Annotated in this window: 21 protein-coding genes; 11 read left to right on the forward strand and 10 right to left on the reverse strand. The window is 24.1% G+C overall.

Annotated features, from left to right (window positions below):
- Window positions 1–15: 15 nt before the first annotated feature.
- The 5 genes from recN to HF862_RS07870 are packed head-to-tail and all read left to right on the forward strand — an operon-like array spanning window position 16 to window position 4,337.
- Window positions 16–1,677, forward strand: coding sequence for a DNA repair protein RecN (gene recN, locus HF862_RS07850; RefSeq protein ID WP_170187318.1), 1,662 nt, complete (start codon window positions 16–18; stop codon window positions 1,675–1,677).
- A 1-nt stretch (window position 1,678) separates the two neighbouring features.
- Entirely contained in the window at window positions 1,679–2,473 is a 795-nt protein-coding gene (locus HF862_RS07855) for a site-specific integrase (RefSeq protein WP_170187319.1), read from the forward strand.
- 5 nt (window positions 2,474–2,478) lie between these two features.
- On the forward strand, window positions 2,479–3,372 hold the full coding sequence (gene era / locus HF862_RS07860; RefSeq protein ID WP_170187320.1) for a GTPase Era: 894 nt from the start codon (window positions 2,479–2,481) through the stop codon (window positions 3,370–3,372).
- A gap of 42 nt (window positions 3,373–3,414) precedes the next feature.
- On the forward strand, window positions 3,415–4,038 hold the full coding sequence (locus HF862_RS07865; RefSeq protein WP_170187321.1) for a flavodoxin family protein: 624 nt from the start codon (window positions 3,415–3,417) through the stop codon (window positions 4,036–4,038).
- A gap of 11 nt (window positions 4,039–4,049) precedes the next feature.
- A complete protein-coding gene (locus tag HF862_RS07870; RefSeq protein ID WP_027128689.1) occupies window positions 4,050–4,337 on the forward strand; it encodes a putative quinol monooxygenase in 288 nt (95 codons plus the stop codon).
- A 120-nt stretch (window positions 4,338–4,457) separates the two neighbouring features.
- Here HF862_RS07870 and HF862_RS07875 read toward each other — a convergent pair whose 3' ends face one another.
- From HF862_RS07875 to HF862_RS07895, 5 genes are read right to left on the reverse strand one after another with little or no spacing between them, the layout of a single operon-like run.
- Complete coding sequence (locus tag HF862_RS07875; protein WP_170187322.1) at window positions 4,458–4,919, reverse strand: hypothetical protein; 462 nt, start codon at window positions 4,917–4,919, stop codon at window positions 4,458–4,460.
- Window positions 4,920–4,950: 31 nt separating this feature from the next.
- Entirely contained in the window at window positions 4,951–5,706 is a 756-nt protein-coding gene (locus HF862_RS07880; protein ID WP_170187323.1) for a hypothetical protein, read from the reverse strand.
- Window positions 5,672–6,847, reverse strand: coding sequence for a toxin-antitoxin system YwqK family antitoxin (locus tag HF862_RS07885; protein WP_170187324.1), 1,176 nt, complete (start codon window positions 6,845–6,847; stop codon window positions 5,672–5,674). Before HF862_RS07885 ends, HF862_RS07880 begins: the two co-directional genes overlap by 35 nt.
- A gap of 50 nt (window positions 6,848–6,897) precedes the next feature.
- Window positions 6,898–7,503, reverse strand: coding sequence for a toxin-antitoxin system YwqK family antitoxin (locus tag HF862_RS07890; RefSeq protein ID WP_370456853.1), 606 nt, complete (start codon window positions 7,501–7,503; stop codon window positions 6,898–6,900).
- Window positions 7,440–7,649 (reverse strand): hypothetical protein, encoded by a 210-nt coding sequence (locus HF862_RS07895; protein ID WP_170187326.1) that lies wholly within the window; start codon window positions 7,647–7,649, stop codon window positions 7,440–7,442. Before HF862_RS07895 ends, HF862_RS07890 begins: the two co-directional genes overlap by 64 nt.
- A 211-nt stretch (window positions 7,650–7,860) precedes the next feature.
- On the opposite strand from HF862_RS07895, the gene HF862_RS07900 reads away from it, so the two are divergent.
- The 5 genes from HF862_RS07900 to HF862_RS07920 are packed head-to-tail and all read left to right on the forward strand — an operon-like array spanning window position 7,861 to window position 14,227.
- Window positions 7,861–9,417 (forward strand): hypothetical protein, encoded by a 1,557-nt coding sequence (locus HF862_RS07900; RefSeq protein ID WP_170187327.1) that lies wholly within the window; start codon window positions 7,861–7,863, stop codon window positions 9,415–9,417.
- Between the two features lie 20 nt (window positions 9,418–9,437).
- Window positions 9,438–10,511, forward strand: a complete 1,074-nt coding sequence (locus HF862_RS07905; RefSeq protein WP_170187328.1) for a hypothetical protein — start codon at window positions 9,438–9,440, stop codon at window positions 10,509–10,511.
- An 18-nt stretch (window positions 10,512–10,529) separates the two neighbouring features.
- Complete coding sequence (locus HF862_RS07910; protein ID WP_170187329.1) at window positions 10,530–12,224, forward strand: toxin-antitoxin system YwqK family antitoxin; 1,695 nt, start codon at window positions 10,530–10,532, stop codon at window positions 12,222–12,224.
- A 21-nt stretch (window positions 12,225–12,245) separates the two neighbouring features.
- Window positions 12,246–13,934 carry a hypothetical protein gene (locus tag HF862_RS07915; protein ID WP_170187330.1) on the forward strand — a complete coding sequence of 563 codons (1,689 nt, stop codon included), beginning with the start codon at window positions 12,246–12,248 and terminating at the stop codon, window positions 13,932–13,934.
- 41 nt (window positions 13,935–13,975) lie between these two features.
- On the forward strand, window positions 13,976–14,227 hold the full coding sequence (locus HF862_RS07920; RefSeq protein ID WP_170187331.1) for a hypothetical protein: 252 nt from the start codon (window positions 13,976–13,978) through the stop codon (window positions 14,225–14,227).
- 91 nt (window positions 14,228–14,318) lie between these two features.
- On the opposite strand, the gene HF862_RS07925 is transcribed toward HF862_RS07920, so the two are convergent.
- The 4 genes from HF862_RS07925 to HF862_RS07940 all read right to left on the reverse strand — a co-directional run bounded on the left by HF862_RS07925 (window position 14,319) and on the right by HF862_RS07940 (window position 17,782).
- On the reverse strand, window positions 14,319–15,257 hold the full coding sequence (locus tag HF862_RS07925; protein ID WP_170187332.1) for a nitronate monooxygenase family protein: 939 nt from the start codon (window positions 15,255–15,257) through the stop codon (window positions 14,319–14,321).
- Between the two features lie 251 nt (window positions 15,258–15,508).
- Complete coding sequence (locus tag HF862_RS07930) at window positions 15,509–16,477, reverse strand: type I phosphomannose isomerase catalytic subunit (RefSeq protein ID WP_170187333.1); 969 nt, start codon at window positions 16,475–16,477, stop codon at window positions 15,509–15,511.
- Between the two features lie 114 nt (window positions 16,478–16,591).
- Entirely contained in the window at window positions 16,592–17,080 is a 489-nt protein-coding gene (locus HF862_RS07935; protein ID WP_170187334.1) for a GNAT family N-acetyltransferase, read from the reverse strand.
- A gap of 9 nt (window positions 17,081–17,089) precedes the next feature.
- Window positions 17,090–17,782: a LexA family transcriptional regulator gene (locus tag HF862_RS07940; RefSeq protein ID WP_170187335.1), complete on the reverse strand. Its 693-nt coding sequence runs from the start codon at window positions 17,780–17,782 to the stop codon at window positions 17,090–17,092.
- A gap of 174 nt (window positions 17,783–17,956) precedes the next feature.
- Between HF862_RS07940 and HF862_RS07945 the strand changes: the two genes are divergently transcribed.
- Window positions 17,957–18,184: a hypothetical protein gene (locus HF862_RS07945; RefSeq protein WP_170187336.1), complete on the forward strand. Its 228-nt coding sequence runs from the start codon at window positions 17,957–17,959 to the stop codon at window positions 18,182–18,184.
- Window positions 18,185–18,271: 87 nt separating this feature from the next.
- Here HF862_RS07945 and HF862_RS07950 read toward each other — a convergent pair whose 3' ends face one another.
- The gene (locus HF862_RS07950; protein ID WP_170187337.1) at window positions 18,272–19,771 is read right to left on the reverse strand and encodes a cobyric acid synthase; all 1,500 of its coding nucleotides are present in this window, start codon (window positions 19,769–19,771) and stop codon (window positions 18,272–18,274) included.
- Between the last annotated feature and the right edge of the window lie 37 nt (window positions 19,772–19,808).

Raw genomic sequence — 19,808 nt, forward strand, 5'->3', positions numbered from 1 at the left:
GGGGGACAGAAATTTATGTTAAGAGAATTATTAATTGAAAATTTAGCAATAATAGAAAAATTAAATCTTGAATTTGGAGATGGATTAATAACTCTTACAGGAGAAACAGGAGCAGGAAAATCAATTATTTTAAATGGAATAAATTTACTTTTAGGAGAAAAAGCTTCAATTGATATGCTTCGTAGTGGAGAAAAACAACTTGTAGCTCAGGGCGTTTTTGAAGTAAATAATGAACAAAAAAATGAATTGGAAAAATTGGATATAGAAGTAGAAAATGATGAGGTTATAATTAGAAGAACTTTAGATGCTCAAGGAAAAGAAAAATCTTATGTAAATGGAGCTAGAGTTCCTAGAACTAGATTAAAAGAGGTAATGAAATCTTTAGTTGATATAGTTGGACAACATTCTCATCAAATGCTTTTAAATAAAGAAAATCATATAAAACTTTTAGATAAGTTTATCGAAGAAGAAGCAGTAGATATAAGAAAAAAAATAGAATTTTCTTTAGATAAATATAGTGAAGTTTGTGAAAAAATAAAAGAGATAGAAAAAGAAAAAAATGAAACTGCAGAGAAAAAAGAATTCTATGAATTTCAATTAGATGAGATTGAAAAAGCAAATTTAAAAGTAGGAGAGGATATTGATTTAGAAAATGAATATAAACTGCTTTTTAATGCTGGAAAAATAAAGGAAAAGCTTTCTATTTCTGAATTTCAACTAAAAAATGATGAGATAAATGCTTTGGATATAATATACTCTTGTAAAAAACAAATAGAAGCAATAGTGGATTATGGAAAAGATTTTGAAGAAATTTATGAACAAATAGAAAGAGTTTATTATGATTTAGAAGACTGTGTGTCTACTATAGAGCAACTAGAAAGTGATATAGAAATAGATGAGCATAGATTAGAAGAGGTAGTATCAAGATTAAATCTTATAGAGAAATTAAAAAATAAATATGGTTCTACTATAGAAGAGATATTAGAATTTGTAGAAAATATAAGTAGTAAATTGAGAACATTAGATGATAATAATTATCAAACATCTTTATTAGAAAAAGAGAGAGAAAAATATAAAAAAGATTATTGGGATGCTGCTTTTCAGTTGAGAGAAGTGAGAAAAAAATTTATTAAAAAAATAGAAGAAAATTTAGGAAAAGAATTAGATTTTCTTAATATGAAAAATGCCAAATTGGATATAAAATTAGAAGAAAAAGAGATTATGTCAAAAAATGGTTCTGATACCATAGAGTTTTTTATAACTACTAATATTGGACAGCCACCAAAACCACTACAAAAAATTGCTTCTGGTGGAGAGGTAAGTAGAATAATGTTAGCTTTAAAAGTTATATTTTCTCATGTAGATAATATCCCTATTCTTATTTTTGATGAAATTGATACAGGTGTTGGTGGAGAAACAGTAAGAAAAATTGCTGAAAAACTTAGAGAGATTGGAAAAAATGCTCAAGTTATATGTATAACTCATTCTCCAGCAATAGCTTCTAAAGCCCATGAACAATATTATATTGAAAAAAATATAAAAAATGGAACTACTTTTACCTCTGTTAAAAAGTTATCTGATAAAGAAAGAATATATGAAATAGCTCGTATGTTAGCTGGAGAAAGTATATCAGACTCTGTGTTAAAACATGCAGAAGAGTTATTGAATGAGGAATAATATGGATTTAGTAAAATATTTTTTAGAAGAATTGAGAAAAGAAAATATTATTTCTGAAAATACTATAAATTTTTATAAAAGTGATTTAGATTATTTTCAAAAATTTATAAAAAATAATAATTTATTGGAGATTTCAAAAGATGAGTTAGAAGAATATTTGCAACATATAAAAGAAAAATATTCAGAAAATTCAGTTATAAGAAAGATAACTTCACTTAAAAGTTTTTATAAATTTTTAGTGAAAAAAGAGATGTTGAAAACTTCTCCAATTGATAATATTTCAACAAGTAGAAAAGATATAAAAGTTAAAAAAATTATAGAGGAAAGAGAGTTAAAAGCTATTATAGATGTTTGTGAAGATACAAAAATTGGTAATAGAGACAAAGTTATTATTAAATTATTGAGTGAAACAGGTCTAAAGATAGTAGATATTTTAGGAATAGAATTAAATCAGATAAGAGAAAATAACTATAGATTTTTTTTAGTAAAACAGAGAAACATATATGTTTTAATAAACTTATCTGAAGAGTTATCAAAAGAATTAAAAGAGTATGTTGAAAGGTATAATATTGATTCTAAATTTATATTTGAAGAATTAGATAATCAAAAATTTAAAACCAATTTTTTAAAATATGTAAAAAAAGCTAATTTAGATAGGAATATAGTTCCAAGTATGATAAAAAATAGATGTAATTATGAAAGAGAAAAAATAAACAATTATCATAATTTAGATGAGATAGAAATTTTTGATGAGATTAAGAGAGAATATTTTGCAATAGGAATAGGAGATGAGTAAATTTTATGAGAGCAGGATTTATAGCTGTTGTAGGAAGACCAAATGTTGGAAAATCTACTTTAATAAATAAATTGGTAAGTGAGAAAGTGGCCATAGTTTCAAATAAAGCTGGAACTACAAGAGAAAATATAAAAGGAATATTAAATATGGCAGGAAATCAATATATTTTTATTGATACTCCAGGAATTCATAAACCTAAACATCTTTTAGGTGAATATATGACATCTTCAGCTATAAAAATTTTAAAAGATGCTGATATAATTCTTATGATATTAGATGGAAGTCAAGAGATTAGTACAGGAGACCAATTTGTTATGGAGAAGGTTTTAGAAGCTAAAAGGACTCCAAGAATATTGGTTATAAATAAAATAGATAAATTATCTGATGAAAAATTAGCAGAAAAAAGAAAAGAAGTTGTAGAAAAATTAGGTGAATTTGATGGAATAGTAGAAATTGCTGGAGAGTACGGAATTGGACTTGGAAAACTTTTAAATACAATAGACCCATTTTTAGAAGAGGGAATACAATATTATCCTGAAGATATGTATACTGATATGCCTGTATATAGAATAATATCTGAAATAGTAAGAGAAAAAATATTATTGAAAACAAGAGATGAAGTTCCACATTCAATAGCTATAGAAATAATAAATGTTGAAAAAAGAGAAAAGGGAAAAGATTTATTTAATATAAATATATATGTTGAAAGAGATTCTCAAAAAGGAATAATAATTGGTAAAGGTGGAAAACTTTTAAAAGAGATAGGAATAGAAGCTAGAAAAGAAATTGAAATATTATTAGGAAGAGAGATTTTCTTAGATTTACATGTAAAAGTTAAAGAGGATTGGAGAAAGAAAAAACCATTCTTAAAAGAATTAGGATATTTTGATGAAAATTAATAAAGTTTAAGAAAGAATAAAGAGTTTAGGTAGGTGGTATAGGTGAAAGTATTATTAGTTAATGGAAGTTCTCATAGAGGTTGTACATTTACAGCACTTTCAGAAGTCACTAAAATTTTTGATGAAGAAAAAATAGAATGGGAAATTTTTGATGTGGGAACAGAACCTTTGAGAGATTGTATAGGATGTAATACTTGTAAAAAATTGGAAAATAGATGTATATTTAATGATGATAGTATAAACAAATTTATAGAGAAAGCTGAAAAATGTGATGGATTTATATTTGGTTCTCCTGTTTATTATGCTCATCCAAGTGGAAGAATATTATCATTTCTTGACAGAGTTTTTTATGCTGGAAAAAAAGTTTTTATGTATAAACCAGGAGCAAGTGTCTTATCAGCTAGAAGAGGTGGGACAACAGCTTCTTTTGATGTATTAAACAAATATTTTACAATTTGTCAAATGCCAATAGTTTCATCTACATATTGGAATATGGTTCATGGAAATACTCCTGAGGAAGTTTTAAAAGATGAAGAGGGATTACAAACAATGCGTAATTTAGGGAGAAATATGGCTTGGATATTAAAATGTATTGAGGCTGGAAAAAATAATGGAATAGTACCAGCTAAAAGTGAAACAGAATATAGAACAAGTTTTATTAGATAGTGGGGTGAAATATGATACTTATAGTGGCGAAAAGTATAATAAAAAAAGAGTGTATCGAAGAATATAAAAATTTAGTAAAAGAGCTAATTGAAAAAAGTAGAAAGGAAGAGGGAAATATCTCTTATGATTTACATCAAGATATAAATAATCCTCAAGCTTTTGTTTTTGTAGAGTATTGGAAAGATATTGAATCAATAGAAGCTCATAATAATTCAGAACATTTTAAAAGAATTATTCCTGAAATTAATAAAATTAGAGAATCAGCAGAAGCTGTTCGTTATGAAAAATTAGATTATTAATAATAAATAAAATTTTCATAATTTAAAAATATATAATTTACAAAAAAGTTAGATTAACTTAATGAAATAAATCTCAGTTAATCTAACTTTTTTTACTATAGAATAGTTTTTAATTTTTGTTTACTTTAATTCTTTTTCAATTTCTTCTATTTTTTGATTATATTCTTTAAAAGCTTCTTTATATTCCAATATTAATTTTTGTTTTTCTTTATCTGTTTTTAGAGTTTTAAGCTTAGTTTCAAATTCATATAAAAGATAGGCTTTTTCATTTCCTAAATCTAATAATTGTTGTCTTTTTGGAACTATAACTTTATTCCTATAAATATCACTAGGAAGAAGAAAAATATCCATTATTGTAGAACAAATATAATCTCCAACAACATAGGGAATACCAATAATAGAGACTATAAAAAGATTATTTTTTAATCCTAATACTTCTGGAGTAGGAGCTGAAAAAGTTGGAATATATGGAATTTCTTTAGCTTCATAGTGATTTCCTCTATCATAAATTTTACGTTTTTCTATAGAAGTACAACCAACTAAAGTTAAAATTAATAAAAGTACAGACAGTTTTTTCTTCATAAAATCTCCTTTAAATTTAAAATAGTATTAGTTAATCAATCAGTATCCCATCTTTATAATTTTTTATTTCCTTATACCCATACTTATCATAATAAATTTCTTCTCCATCTTTTTTTCCATCACTATAATTGGTGATTTTTCTATAATTATTATCTTTTAAATCATTATCATAATATTCTATAATTTTTATAATTTCATTCTTTTTATAAAAAATATCCATTCTATCATTTCCACTTTTATAAAATTCTTTTACAAATATTAAATTATTTTTAGAATAAATTTCATATTTAGATAAAAATCCATTTAAATAATAAGAAATCTTTTTTTGCTTTTTTTCTAAATTTTCAATTAAGTTTCCAGAAAATTGTCTTTTTTTCTTTAAATCAAAAAGGTATTCTCTATTTTGAACCTTTCTTTTTTCTAATATTTTATTTTCATCTTTATAAATTATACCTAAAGACTCATAGGGTTCTTCTAATAAAAAGCTAGTATCTGTCTTTTCAGAAAGAGAGTATTCTAAATTATTAATATCTGTTGGAGCTCTTTCTATTGAATCACGATTAGTTATTGATGAAATAAATACTTTAGTTCTAATTTTATCATCTTTTAAAAATTTATTAATTTGTTCTTTAAAATTAAATATTAATAAAATTATTATTGATATTAAAAATAAAATACATAAAAAAAAATTTAAAATGTTTATTTTAGACTTTTCTTTTTTGTCAATATTATCATAATTGGAGTTTTCTTTATTAGTTTCTTTCTTCCCAAGTTCCAATTTTTTCATTATTTTTATATTCTCCTTTTACATATTTATTACCATCTTCAGAATATTTTTCATAAACTCCGTGAAGTCTACCATTTTTATACTCTATTTTTTCTTTTAAATTTCCATTTTCATAATATTTTTCTTGGATACCATCAAATTTTTTATTAGGACCTGTTCCGACAGTTCTTTCTACATATTCTAAATTTCCATTTTCATAATAATTTTTTTCTTCAATTCTTTTTTCAAACAAATCCATAATAAAATAATTTTGAATTTTTCCATTTTTATAGTAACGATATCTTTCAGTAGTTTTTTCATTTTCAAAATCTAATGTATTAATATTTCCATTAGTTGAATAAAAGGCACGATAAACACATATTCCATTTTCATATTTTGAATAAGAAAATAAATTTGTTGTATTATCATAATAATCTTTTATCTCCCCTGTAAAAAGAGTCTTTTTTCCCTCTTCATAATAGATATGAGTTCCAGGTTTACAAATTAATTTAATTTTTTTGTTATTTTTATTATCAGGTTTAGGATAATCTTTTTTTTCAATTACCTTACCATTAGTATCAAAAGTTTCCCAAGTACCAATTTTTGTATTATCTTCATATTGTCCACTGACTTTTAAATTTCCATTAGGATAATATTCTTTGTAGAAACCATCTGCAACACCTTTTTTCATTTGCCTTTCTAGTAACAAACTACCATTAGTATAATAATACTTTATTATTCCATTTTTTTTACCTTTTACATCAGAACTTTCATATTCTAAAATTCCATGTTCATAGTAATGTTTTGAATTACCATCTAGTAAATCATTTTTCCATTCTTGATAAATTTTTAATTTTCCATTATTATAATAAAGTTTTCTAATACCATTCTTTTTACCATTTTTATAATTAGAATCTTCAACAATTAAACCATCTTGTCCATATGAAATAGAAAGTCCATCTTTTTTCCCATTTTTATATTGAGATTTAGTTTTTATATTTCCATTCTCAAAATATTCAAAAATAGTGCCTGTAACTTTTTCATTTTTTCCTTTAATATAGACAATATCATTTTTATTTTCAGTATCTTCAATATCAATTTCCATAGAAAAAATATTTATACTCAATAAAATAAATATCAAGTATTTTAAAATTCTATTCATAAAATTTCCTTTTGATGCTTTTGACTCTCATTCATTAGGAATTTATTTTATTAGTTTATAATTTTACCATCTTTAAAAGTTTTTTCTTCATAAGAACCATCTTTTGAATATATTTTCCAAAGTCCATCTTCTTTTCCATTTATAAAATTTCCTTCTGAATGTAATTTTCCATCTTCATAAAAATATACAAGATAGCCGTCAAATACTCCATTTTTATAACTTCCTTCTCCAGATAAGTTACCATTGTCATAATAAGTTTTAAAAGGGCCATCCATAACATCTTCTTTTAAATGTGCTAATTTTTTTATACGACCATCATCAAAATATTCTTTCATAGTACCTGTAAATTTTTCATTTTTTATAATTCCATCAATCATTAAATAACCTTTTTCAGAATAAACTTTTATAGGCCCCTCTTTCATATTATCTTTTGAAAAGGTATCCATTTCTAATTGTCCGTTTTTATGATAAGATTTAAAAGGTCCATTAAGTTTTCCATCCACAAATGTTAATTCTTCTTTTAAAGTTCCATCAGGATAATAGCCTTTCCACAATCCAGTAGCTTTTCCGTTTTCAAAATATCCTTCTGATTTTAATTTATTATTCCAATAACGAGTTTGAGCTTTTCCAGAAAATGTAACTTCTTGATTAGGCAGAAAAAAATACCATTTTTTTCTACTAAATCATCAGTAAGTATTACATTATCTTTCTGAAGTTCATCATAAGATTCTTTTCTCTTTTTCATAATTATACCAATGATTATGATTGCTACTAAAAGTGTAAAAATAAATAAAGTGTTCATTTGCAATCCTCCTTAAAAATTAATATGAATCAAGATATTTAAATAATAGCATTTATTTTTTAAAAAATCAATTTTTTTCCAACTTAAGTGTTTTTTTTTTGTACATAATTTCGGTAAATAAACTTGAAAAAATTTAATACTTATAGTATACTAATGTCATAAAATAATTTAAAGCTCCAATTAAAATAAAAAATTATATATAGGAGGAAAAATGAAAAAAATAATATTCTATTTTTTATATTTAATGATTAGTTGTTTTTTATTTGGAAAAAATATTGAAAAGGAAGTTACATATTATAAAAATGGAAATATAGAAAGTATAGTTCAAAATAATTTTACTGAAAAAAGAAAGAATATTATTTTTTATTATCCAGATGGAAAAATTTTAGAAGAAAAAAATATAATTGTAAATGGTGATAAAGAAATAAAAGATGGAGTAGAAAAAGTTTATTATTCAAACGGAAAACTTCTGAGAGAAAGATATTATAAAAATGGTAATTTAGAAGAATATAAAGAATATAATATTTATGGAAATATTTTAAAAGAGAAAAAGAAAATAGAAAATGGATATGAGATAAAAGAATATTTCTTTTCTAAAGAAAATGAAACTCCTAAAATTTTAAGTCATATAAAAATAAATGGAAAGAAAAAAATAGAAAAATATTGGAATAATGATGGGAAAGAAGTATTATATACAGAATATAAAAATGATAAAAAAGATGGACAAGAAATAATTCAAGATAGAGTATTAGGATTTACTAAGAAAAGAAATTATAAAGAAGGAATAGTTCAAGGAGAAGAAGAGGTATATTTTGGAGATAAATTTTTTGCTAATGTTAGCGAAAATGAAGAAAATTGGCGTGAGTATAGTGATGAATATTTAAAAGATTATATAGATTTTAAATATTTTCCTAAGTTAAAAAAATCAAGTAATAAAATATTTAATTTTAGATTTGGTTATAACTTAATACATCTTTTTGTTTATAAAGAATCTATTTTAGCAAATGGAGGAAAATTTTTTTCACATTTTGTAGATAATGAAGGTTCTTTAACAACAAAAATAGTTTTTAAAGATAGAATTTTTATGAGGTTTTATGAAACAGGACAAATAAAAAAGATAAATGATAAAAATAAAAATATTGAATATTATAAAAATGGACAAGCTAAAAAAGAAGAGATTACAAAATATAAATATATTCCATTTCTAAAAAAAGTTATTGTAAAAGAATATTATGAAAACGGACAACTGATGTTTTCAAACGAAAATAAAGATAGTGAGGAATATTATGAAAATGGAAACTTAAAAGAAAAAAGTTTAGATAAAAAATATATTACATATTATGATAATGGAATTGAAAAAACAGTAGATGAAAAGAATATAGTTGGAGAATATAAAAATATAATAAAAAATTATACAAGAACAGGTAAATTAGAAAAAGAGGAGATGATTGGAAAGGAGAAACAATTTATAAAAATATATAATGAAGAAGAAAAATTAGCGTTAGAAAAAGAAATTGTGGGAGATATAATTAGTGCAAAAGTTCATACAGATGATGGAAATGTAATGGAATATACAGGTATACGACCACAAAGTTATAAAATAATAGAAGAAAGAGATTATTCTTCTATAAGTGTTATATTAATTCTTATAGTTATTTGTGCAATAGGAATGGCAATGATTAATAAAAAAGAGGGATTTGGTTTAAAGTACCTTTTATTTATAATAATACTTCTATTACTAAAAGTGGTTTTACCAAGATTATTATAAAAAATCATAAGGAGGAAAAAATGAAATATTTAAAAAGAATTGTGGTTAGTTTATTTATTAGTTTATTTATGATTGGTTGTATGAACTTGAATAGTCATCTTTTGGATTCCCAAGTGATATATAATAAAGAATTTGTTTTTGATGCAGAGAGAATAAAAAAAGTTTTTTGTCAATGGGAACTTACAAAGGAAACTACAGAGGATGAACATTTTTTAAGATTTTATAATAAAGAAAAAGATATATGTATAGATTTTTCTAATTATGGAAAAAGAGATACACCTGAAAAAATGGCAAAAAAATTTCATAAAGGAGCTTTAAAAAAAGGATTTAAAGAAAATGTTCAAGGAAATATTGAAGCAGAAAAATTTTTCAATGAATATTCAAAAGAATATACTTATAGAAGTTCATCAGAAGATATTATAAGAAATGATTTAATTTTTGGAAATTTAACTGTAGTTTTTTGGGTAACAAATGGAAGTGAAAAAGATGTTATAGATACTTTCAAAATGATAAAAGAAGCTATTGACCCAAATGAGCCAATAAAACCAAGAAAACCTTTAGGAAAAGTAACATATTATCAATTTGAAGATATATTTGATACAGGAATTTTAGAAGAAGGATTAAAAAAATATCCAGGAAAATATAAAAAATATATTTCAGGAAATAATAGTAGTAAAGAAAGTCCTTCTGGATATTTATATGTCTTTAATGATGGAAAGAAAAGTTTGAGAATAGAATATAATAAGAATTTTTCAAAAGAAGTTATAAATAAAAGATGGGATAAGGAGATGTGGTATCCAGAGCCAGGTTCAATTATAAGAACTTATTATGGAAAAGAAAATAAAACATCTATAAAATATTTTGGCGTTCCTGCAATGGAGTATAGATTAACATCAAAGTATGATATTCCTTCAATGAGTTATAAATCAACAAAAAATCCTTATTTAATTATTCAATATTACTATGTAATTACAACAGATATCTATTCTATAATTTTGAAATTAGAAGAACCTAAACAAAAAGAAGAAAAAGATGTAAATATAGAGTTTGAAAAATTATTAAAAATAATAGCTAAATCAACAAAATTAAAATAAAAATTAAGAGGAATAAATATGAAAAAAATATTTAAGATAATAATCATAATATTATTATTTTCATTAACAGCCTGTGGTGTTTCATCTAGCAAAGCAAAGCGAGCTTTACATAAACACTTTATAGAAAGATATAAAGAACCTTTTGTTGTAGAGCATGTTGGTCGTCGTTCAGATGGAAAAGAAGAGTGGTATGAGGCACAAGTTTTTCCAGCAAAATATATAGGAACTCCTAGACAATATGATAAATATTATTATAGTAAAGGGAATGTGGATATAAAAAAAGGGATATTTGGAGAAAGTATAGATTTTGTTGGAGATTTATACAGATTGGTTATATTAAATGAATCAGCCAATGAGTTTTATGAGAAAAAATTAAAAGAGCTATTTGGAGAATATGTATTACCAATTTTTTATATAGATGTAGGTAGTGCTGATATATTTCCAAAATATGAAGAAACTTTAAAAGAAAAACTAGAAAATGATGAGTATATTGATATAAAGGGAAATATAATCATTTTTGGTAGAATAAAAAATAAAGAGGACGAACAGAAATATAAAGAAAAAATATTTCAATTTGTGACTTTTGTAAAAGAACAAGGGATACAAGAAAAAGTGTCTATAAATTTTGAGGTAGTTGATGAAAGAATATTAGCTAAAGATGCTTTATCATATATTAATAAATTAGAAAAAAGAGAAAATATTGATGAAGATTTTAAAATATTAGATGAGGCTTTTGAAAATACTCCTGAAGAAAATAAAAAAGCTAAAATAGATAATTTTTCAAAAAGTGAAATATATACTCAATTAAATAGATATGGTGCTTATCTACTTTCAACAAGAATAGTTGGAAAAGAATATCTCAAAAATAATATATTTTTATTACATCAAAATGCTGATAGTCTATTTTTAGCTTTTGGAATATGTAGTATGCCTATAGAAATATTTTCTAATAGTAAGAGGTGTATATTACCAAAGGAGATAGAATATAATAGTGTAGATGATTTAAAATTTAATATAAAAACAGAAGAAAAAGAAATAGAAAAAGATGGAAAAACATATTATAAATATTATTTGAATGATGAGTTGGTATGGGAAAAAGTTCTTAACAATGAGTTAGCAGATTATGAATATGAAAATTTTTATAAGAATGGAGAATTATATTTAGAATATAAATATATTGAGAAACGCAGAAATTTTTATAAAAATGGAAAAGTTTATAAAAATGATGTAATACTTCCAAATGATATAGAACTTAGATTTGAAAATAATATCTTAAAAACTATTACAACAACAAAATATTCAGGGAAAAAACATATTAGATATCTTCTTGATAATAATAGAGTAAGAGAAGAAATAAGTTCAAAAATATATGAAAAATTAAATCCTACGGATATATGGTATTCTAAGGATAATTTCCTAGCTTTAGATGAAAAAGATAGTTATTTTAATAGTGGAATAGGTAGAATAAAAGACGGAGAAAATATAGAGTATTTTTTTAATAAAAAAGAAAATAAAAAAAGTCAGATTAAAATAAAAACTTTTTATAAAGATGGATTATTAGATGGAAATTATGAAGAGTATTTTCCTAACGGAAATATTAAAATAAAATGTTCCTATAAAAAAGGATTTTTAGATGGAGAATATAAAGAATATTCTGTTGATGGAAAACTTGAAAAAGAATATATTTATAAAAATGGAGTAATAATAAAATAAATTTTGTAGAAAGGAAAAACTATGAAAAAATTTATTATATTTTTAATTTTACTTTTTCATAATATTATTTATGGAGAAATAATTTATGATGATGGAGAAGTAAAATTAAATTTAGTTATGAATAATAATGGAACATATACAGTTTATAATATTAATGATAACAATAAACCGTTTACAGGAGACATAAAAATATCAGGAAAAGATACTGATTTTAGATATGAAGATTTTTATTTCTTAGGATATGTAGATAATAAAAAAGGGTCTATAAGAGAGAAAAAAGAATATAAAGAGATGAATGATTATAAAAATTTAAGAGGAGTTCATGACCATAAATTTAGAAATACAGCTTTTTTTAAATTTTATGAGTCATATCCTCATTATAATGGATATTATAGACCTGCTCTTGGAGAAGACCCCTATTATGATGTTTATTTTTTAAAGATTAATATTTTAGGAGATATAAAGTCTGTATTTTTATTTAGAGATGGAATTTTAGAATTAGAGATTATGGATATAATTTCTAATGTAGATACTTTTAATAGTCAATGGCTTATGATATATTTTTATCCAGATGGAAATATACAGAGAATAAGACATTCTTGTGGTTCTTTATTTCCTTTAGAGAGAGAATATTATCCAAATGGTAATAAGAAAAATGTTAATAGTGTTAATGTGAGAACAGGGGAATTAGATGCTTTTGAAGAATATTCTCAAATGAGTAGATTTGATAGAAGTTTTTTTTCTGAAGAAGATTTGAATGATGGAAGTACAGAATATTATATAAATGGAAAAATAAAAAAAGAGGCAAAATACCGTAATGGAAGAGCAGTAGAAGAAGCATTTTTTTATTCTCCAACAGGTAAGTTAAGAGAAAAAATAGATGTAGAAAAAGGAAAAAATACAATTTACAAAGATAGTGATATTTTTTATAAAGATAGCGAAAAAGAAATAAGATTAGAGGAAAGAGGGGAAAAAATCTACGCTATAAACTCTAAGGATAATAGTTTATTTACAGGAAAATTAGTAATTGAATCTAATGAAGATAAAAATATTTCAAAAAAATCAGAAATAAATTATAAAAATGGACTTCAAGATGGTTTAACAAAAATAATTACAGAAACAAAAGTTAAAGTTAAGCATCAAAATACAAAGCGTGAAGTAAAAAAAACATATGTATTTGCAAGTTATACTTCTTATAAAACAGAAACAGAAGAAATAATGTATAAAAATGGTGAAAAAAATGGGAAGTATAAAAAAAATATAGATATAAAGACTGATGTTGAAACCTATCGAGATATAATAAGTATACCAAAAAATAAAAAAGCTGATAAAGAAAAAGGGATAGAAACTGAAAAAATAATAATTGAGGGATATTATTCTAATGATAAAAAAGAGGGTGAATTTACTAGATATTACAAAAGAGATTTAACTTTAGGCTCAAAAAATTATGAAGGAGATGAGATAAAAACAGTAACCCAATATAAAAATGGAATGAAATCTGGAAAATCTATTACTTATGATTTTAGAGGTTATTTAATAAAAGTTAAAAATAACTTGCCTAAAGATGAACCACTTATTATCAAAGAGGAAAATTATATTTTAGATAAATTACATGGAACACAATATTATTATTCAAAAGATGGGGAAAAATGTCAACATTTTTATATTTTAGGAGTTGAATTAGAGAGTAAAGAAGAAAAAAATATTTAGAAATATTAGCAAAAGTTGAGCATAATCAGAATGGAATAACAATGAATGTAGAAATATATGATACTGAGGGGAAAGTATTAGTAAGAAATACTTATGATAACAAGAAATCAATAGCTACTTATACTTTATTTGATGAGAATGGAAAAATAAAAAGAGAGAGTAAAAGAGAGGATTTAGCTTGGAGTAGATTTCATGTTAATCATAATCTGATGAGTATGTATGAATCTTTTATGTTAGATGAAAAAAATAGGAAAGATTTTTTGGAATTTGCATTAGATATAGATAACTTATAAAGAATATTTTAGTATAATAAGATTTTTTAAAAAAGGATATTGTAAATTAAATACAATATCCTTTTTATATTTTTCTAAATATTAAAAGTTTTTATTTGTTAAATACAGGTTTAAATCTTTCAAAAATTTCATGGACAGAAACTATATCTTTTATTTTCCAAACATCTCTTCCAGCAAAGAACAATCCATTTTCTAAATCCCCTTTGTGTCCATCTATAAGTCTTTGGCTTACACAGAATTTTCTATTACAATGTTTTAAACAACTAGAACAAGTGCTAGGTGGTGTAGTTATTTCATTTAAAACTTTTTCAGAATAATTACTTTTAATAGCATTAGCAGGTAATCCTACAGAACTCATAATTTTTATAACATCACCTTTTTTTGTATTAACATACATTTGCTTGAAAGCCTCATCAACATCACATTCATGAGTAGCAACAAAACGAGTTCCCATTTGTACTCCTGTAGTTCCAAGAGATAACATTCTAGTAGCATCTTCTGGAGTAATTACTCCACCAGCTCCAAAAACAGGAAGAGAGACATTTTTAGTAATTTCTTCCATAATATCCCAAGAATCTAATTCTGTTCCAAGATGTCCTCCAGCATTTCCACCTTCAACAACAATAGCATCAGCCCCTAATTTTTCAGATATTTTTGCAAGTTTTAGAGATGAAACTATTGGAAATAATTTTATTCCTGTACCTTTAACCATAGAAAAAATATCTCTAGAGAATCCAGCACCACAAATTATAACATCAACCTTTTCTTCTATACAAACTTTTACACTTTCAGCAAAAGAAGATACAGCAAACATAATATTTACTCCAAGAGCTCCTTTTTTATTAGTTATTAAAGTTCTAGCTTTTCTTATTTCTTCTCTTAATTCTTCAAGAGGAAGAGCTGAACCAGCTATAACTCCTATTCCACCTTCATTTGCCACAGCTGAAGCAAGTTTTGACATAGAACATCTAATAGCCATTCCCCCTTGAATAATAGGGACTTCAATTTCTAAACCATTTATATTTATCATAATACAACCTCCATTAAAAATTACATATGTATTATAACATATCGTATGTTATTTTTAAAGAGAAAACATAAATCTAAAAATAAAATAACAATATAATTTTATTTTTTGTTTATAGATTAAAGAGTTTTTTTATAAAAAAAATACTAAAAAAATATATGAAAATAACTATACAAAAATATAAATTTAGATTAATAATGTTATAAAAATAAAAAAAGAGGATGTTATAAATACAACACCCTCTTTTTAAATTATTATAAATATGATTTTAAAATTTCTACTTTTCCAGATATAATTGTTTTTAAAGTAGCTGGAATAAAGTATGTATTGCCTTTTACAATCTTGTAAGAGATGTTATTACAAATAATTTCCCCTTCACCATCTAAGATAGAAAAAATTTTAAAGTTTTTATTAGTTTCATCTTCAAAAGTACCATCAACTAGATATTTATCAACATTAAAATATTGACCTCTTACTAATTCCTCTTTTATAGCTCCAACCAATTGTAGTTTTTGTCTAGATTCGTTAGTAGACATTTGAACATCACCTTCAAAGTCTATTACATCAAGAGCCTTATCAATATGAAGCTCTCTTAATTTTCCGTCTACTAATCTATCGAAATCATAAATTCTATAAGTTGTATCTGAGTTTTGTTGAACTTCACAAATTAAAATAGAACCTTCTAAAGTAGCATGAACAACTCCAGGAAGAAGATTTATAAAGTCTCCTTTTTTTACTTTTATAGTTTTAAAAAGTCCATCAAATTCTTTCTTATCAACTTTTTCTTTAAATATTTCTTTTGTAATTCCCTCTTTGATTCCTAAAATAAGAGTTGCATCAGAACTAGCTTCCATAACGTACCAACATTCACTTTTTCCAAATTCTCCTTCAACTCTTAAAGCATATTCATCACTAGGATGAACTTGAACTGAAAGTCTATCATTTATATCTAAATATTTAATAAGTAATGGGAATTTTCCTTGAAATCTTTCAACAATTTCTTTTCCAAGTATAGTTTCTTTATCACTTTCAATAACTTCAACAAGAGATTTTCCAGCAAATTCTCCATTTTCAATATAAGAAAGTCCACCTTTATGAGAACTTACTTCCCAAGATTCTCCATAAAGATTTTCATCAGGTAACTCCATATTTAAAACATCTTTAAATTTTCTTCCACCCCAGATTTTTTTTACTAAAGTTTTTTTAAATTTTAATGGATACATATTTTCCTCCTAAAAAAATTTTGTGTTCTTATAAAAGTATATTACAAAAAAATAAATATGTCAAAGTAAATTAAGTTCAAAAAATAAAAGAAAGAGAATTTCTTCTCTTTCAATTTATAAATCAGCAATCATATCATACCAAACTACTCCCCCATGAGTAGAATCAGATATTCCCATATTTTTATATCCAAATTGCTCATAAAAACCAATTAAATTTTCCTTACAAGTTAAAACCATTTTTTCACGATTAGATTTTTTAGCTTCTTCCATTAAATGTCTCATTAATTTACAAGCTATACCTTTATGTTGATATTTTGGTAATACATCTAAACCAAAAACAGTTTGATTTTTTCCTAAAGGATTATGTCCACCATTAGCCTCATATAATTCATCTATAATTACATTACTGTCGGTAACACAGCCATTTATAAAACCAATAATTTTTTTATCAATAGTAGCCACATAAAAACTATCTGGAAAAGTTTTTATTCTATATAAAAAAGAATCATAAGTAGCTGCTTCAGCTTTTGGGAAACAAATACTTTCTATTTTTGTAACAGAATCTAAATCTTCAATTTGTACTTTTCTAATTATAACTTCCATTTTGTCCTCTTATATATCTGATAAAACTTTTATTACTTTTCCAACAACATTAAAGTTTTCTCCAGGACCAATATATATTGGAGAATAATTAGGATTATCACTTACTAAAGCAACATAGTTTTTCGTTATTTTAAGTCTTTTTACAAAGGCTTGTTCATCAATAAAAAATGCTCCAATCTCTCCACTTTTTATATCTAAAGTTTTTTTACAAATTATAATAGAACCATCTTTAATAGTAGGTTCCATAGAATCTCCAACTACATTAACAGCAAAAAGATTTTGATTTGTATTATTAAGACCAGGTAACATAATATAATCTTCAATATCATTGTCAGTAAAAGCTCCAAGTCCTGCTGAAATTCTTTCAAAAAGAGGAATAGCATTATCTGATATTTGTGTAGCCTCCTTAGCAGTTTTCTTTATATTACTTTTAACTTCATTTTTTAATTTTTCAATTTTATCCATTATTATTTTAGGAGTTCTTTCAATAGCAGCTAAGTATAACATTTGCTCCTTTTCTTCAGGATTAAGATTTAAACAATCAGCAATTCTAAGCAGTACTTCTTCACTAGGTGGATTTTTTACTTCTCCTCTTTCTATTGAATTAAAATAAGATTGAGTTATATTTATCATTTTAGCAAATTTATTTTGACTAATCCCAAGAGCTTCTCTTTTTTCTTTTAAAAATTCAGTAAAAATCAAATTATATCCCTCCTTTAAAATAAGTTATATTTTCTTATAAATAATCATATAAATAATTATACTATATTTTAAGATAGAATGCAACATTTTAAAAAAACTATTGACAAAAATAGTTAGATAAGTTATAATAAGTTATAGATAAATATAGTTAAGTTTGGAAAAGGAGGATTATTTATGAAAATACTTATAAAAAATAAAAAATGGAATATTTTTTTAGGAAATACAACTACTTTAGAATGTGATGTGATTCAAAGAGAAGGATTATTTTATATTCAATTTGAATATGATAAAAAATTATTTAAAATAAAAAGTAAAAATATAGATAATACTCTTAGATATTTAGAAGATATGTTTGTAGGGATAGAATTAAGAAAAGAATTAAATAGTAGAATAGCTGTTTAAAATTTATAATAGGAAATCTTTATATGAATAGAAATTTTATAATATATTAAAAAGAGGGATTGTTCTAATTACAATACCCTCTTTTTTTTATTTTAGGATTTTATAAATTTTATCTATATCTAAATTTTGACGCATTAATCTAGCTAGATTTTTAAGTTCTGTTTCTTGATGAGATTCCATATTTATATATTCTAAAATAGGATTTAAACCTTTTAATTCTCTTAATTTATTTAAAAATTTTCTTGTAAATTTTGGAGAATCAAAAAGCCCATGAATATATGTTCCTATAATATTATCTTTACAAATTAGAGTAAAATCATCCTCTCCTGTAACAGAATATTTAGAAGCCTCTCCTGTTGTAACTCCTTGATGAATTTCACAACCAGATACCACTATTCCGTCAAAATCTTTTAATATTCCTGTACAATTACACAAAGTTTTAGAAACTTGTTTTGTATATTTCTTTTCCTTCATAGTAGTTGTCATTGGAAAAATATTAAGAGTTTCAGCTTTTAAGAAAGAACTTTCTATCTGTTTTAAATCTTTAATAGATTTACCAAGCATTTGGAATCCACTATGAATTCCTAAAATAGGTGTTCCTTTTTTTACATGTTCCATTATACCATCAGTTATTTTTCTTGTATTTATAATTGAAAAATCATAAATAGCATTTTTACTACCAGGTAAAATTATAAGGTCAAACTCTTGGTTTAAATCCTCTTTTGTATTTATATATGTAAGTTTTACATCTTCATAAACCAATAGAGATGTAAAATCAGTAGAGTTAGAAAGTTTTTCAAAATTAATGATAGCTATATTTAAATCTTTTTTTGGTTTTTCATCTTCTTTTGAAAAATTATAACTATCTTCATTTTCTATTTGAATTTTTGTATAAGGTAAAATACCGAGACATGGAACATCTAAATTTTCAGATTTTAATTTTTCATCTAACATTTTAATTCCATCTTTTAATAAATCTACATCACCACGGAATTTATTTATAATATAACCTTTTATACGGTTTCTATCTTTTTTATCTAGTAACATTAAAGTTCCATAAATAGAAGCAAAAACTCCACCTCTTTCAATATCAGCTATAAGAATTACGTTAGAGTCAACCATTTCAGCAATACCCATATTTACTAAATCAGTTTTTCTAAAATTTATTTCAGCAGGACTTCCTCCACCTTCCAAAACTCCAATATCAAAATTTTCTTTTAAAATATCATAGTTTCTCTTAATTATTTTTTTAAAAAATTCATATTCTTCATAATATTCTTTAGCTTGCATATTTCTAAAAACAATACCTTCTAAAATGACTTGTGAAGAAAAATTATCTCCTGTTGGTTTTAAAAGTATTGGATTCATAAAAACTTTAGGCTTAGTATTAGCTGCTTCAGCTTGAATAACTTGAGCTCTACTCATCTCTTTTCCATCTTCATCAACAGAAGAGTTAAGAGCCATATTTTGTGATTTAAAAGGAGCTACCTTATATCCATCTTGAGAAAATATTCTACATAGTCCAGCAGTAAGGAGAGTTTTTCCAACTGATGAACCTGTACCTTGTAACATTATTTTTTTATGCATAATAAACCCCTTATTAATTAATTTATTTAAATCTCTA

The organism is Fusobacterium sp. FSA-380-WT-3A, from assembly GCF_012843705.1.
In the GTDB taxonomy this organism is placed as follows: Bacteria; Fusobacteriota; Fusobacteriia; order Fusobacteriales; family Fusobacteriaceae; genus Fusobacterium_B.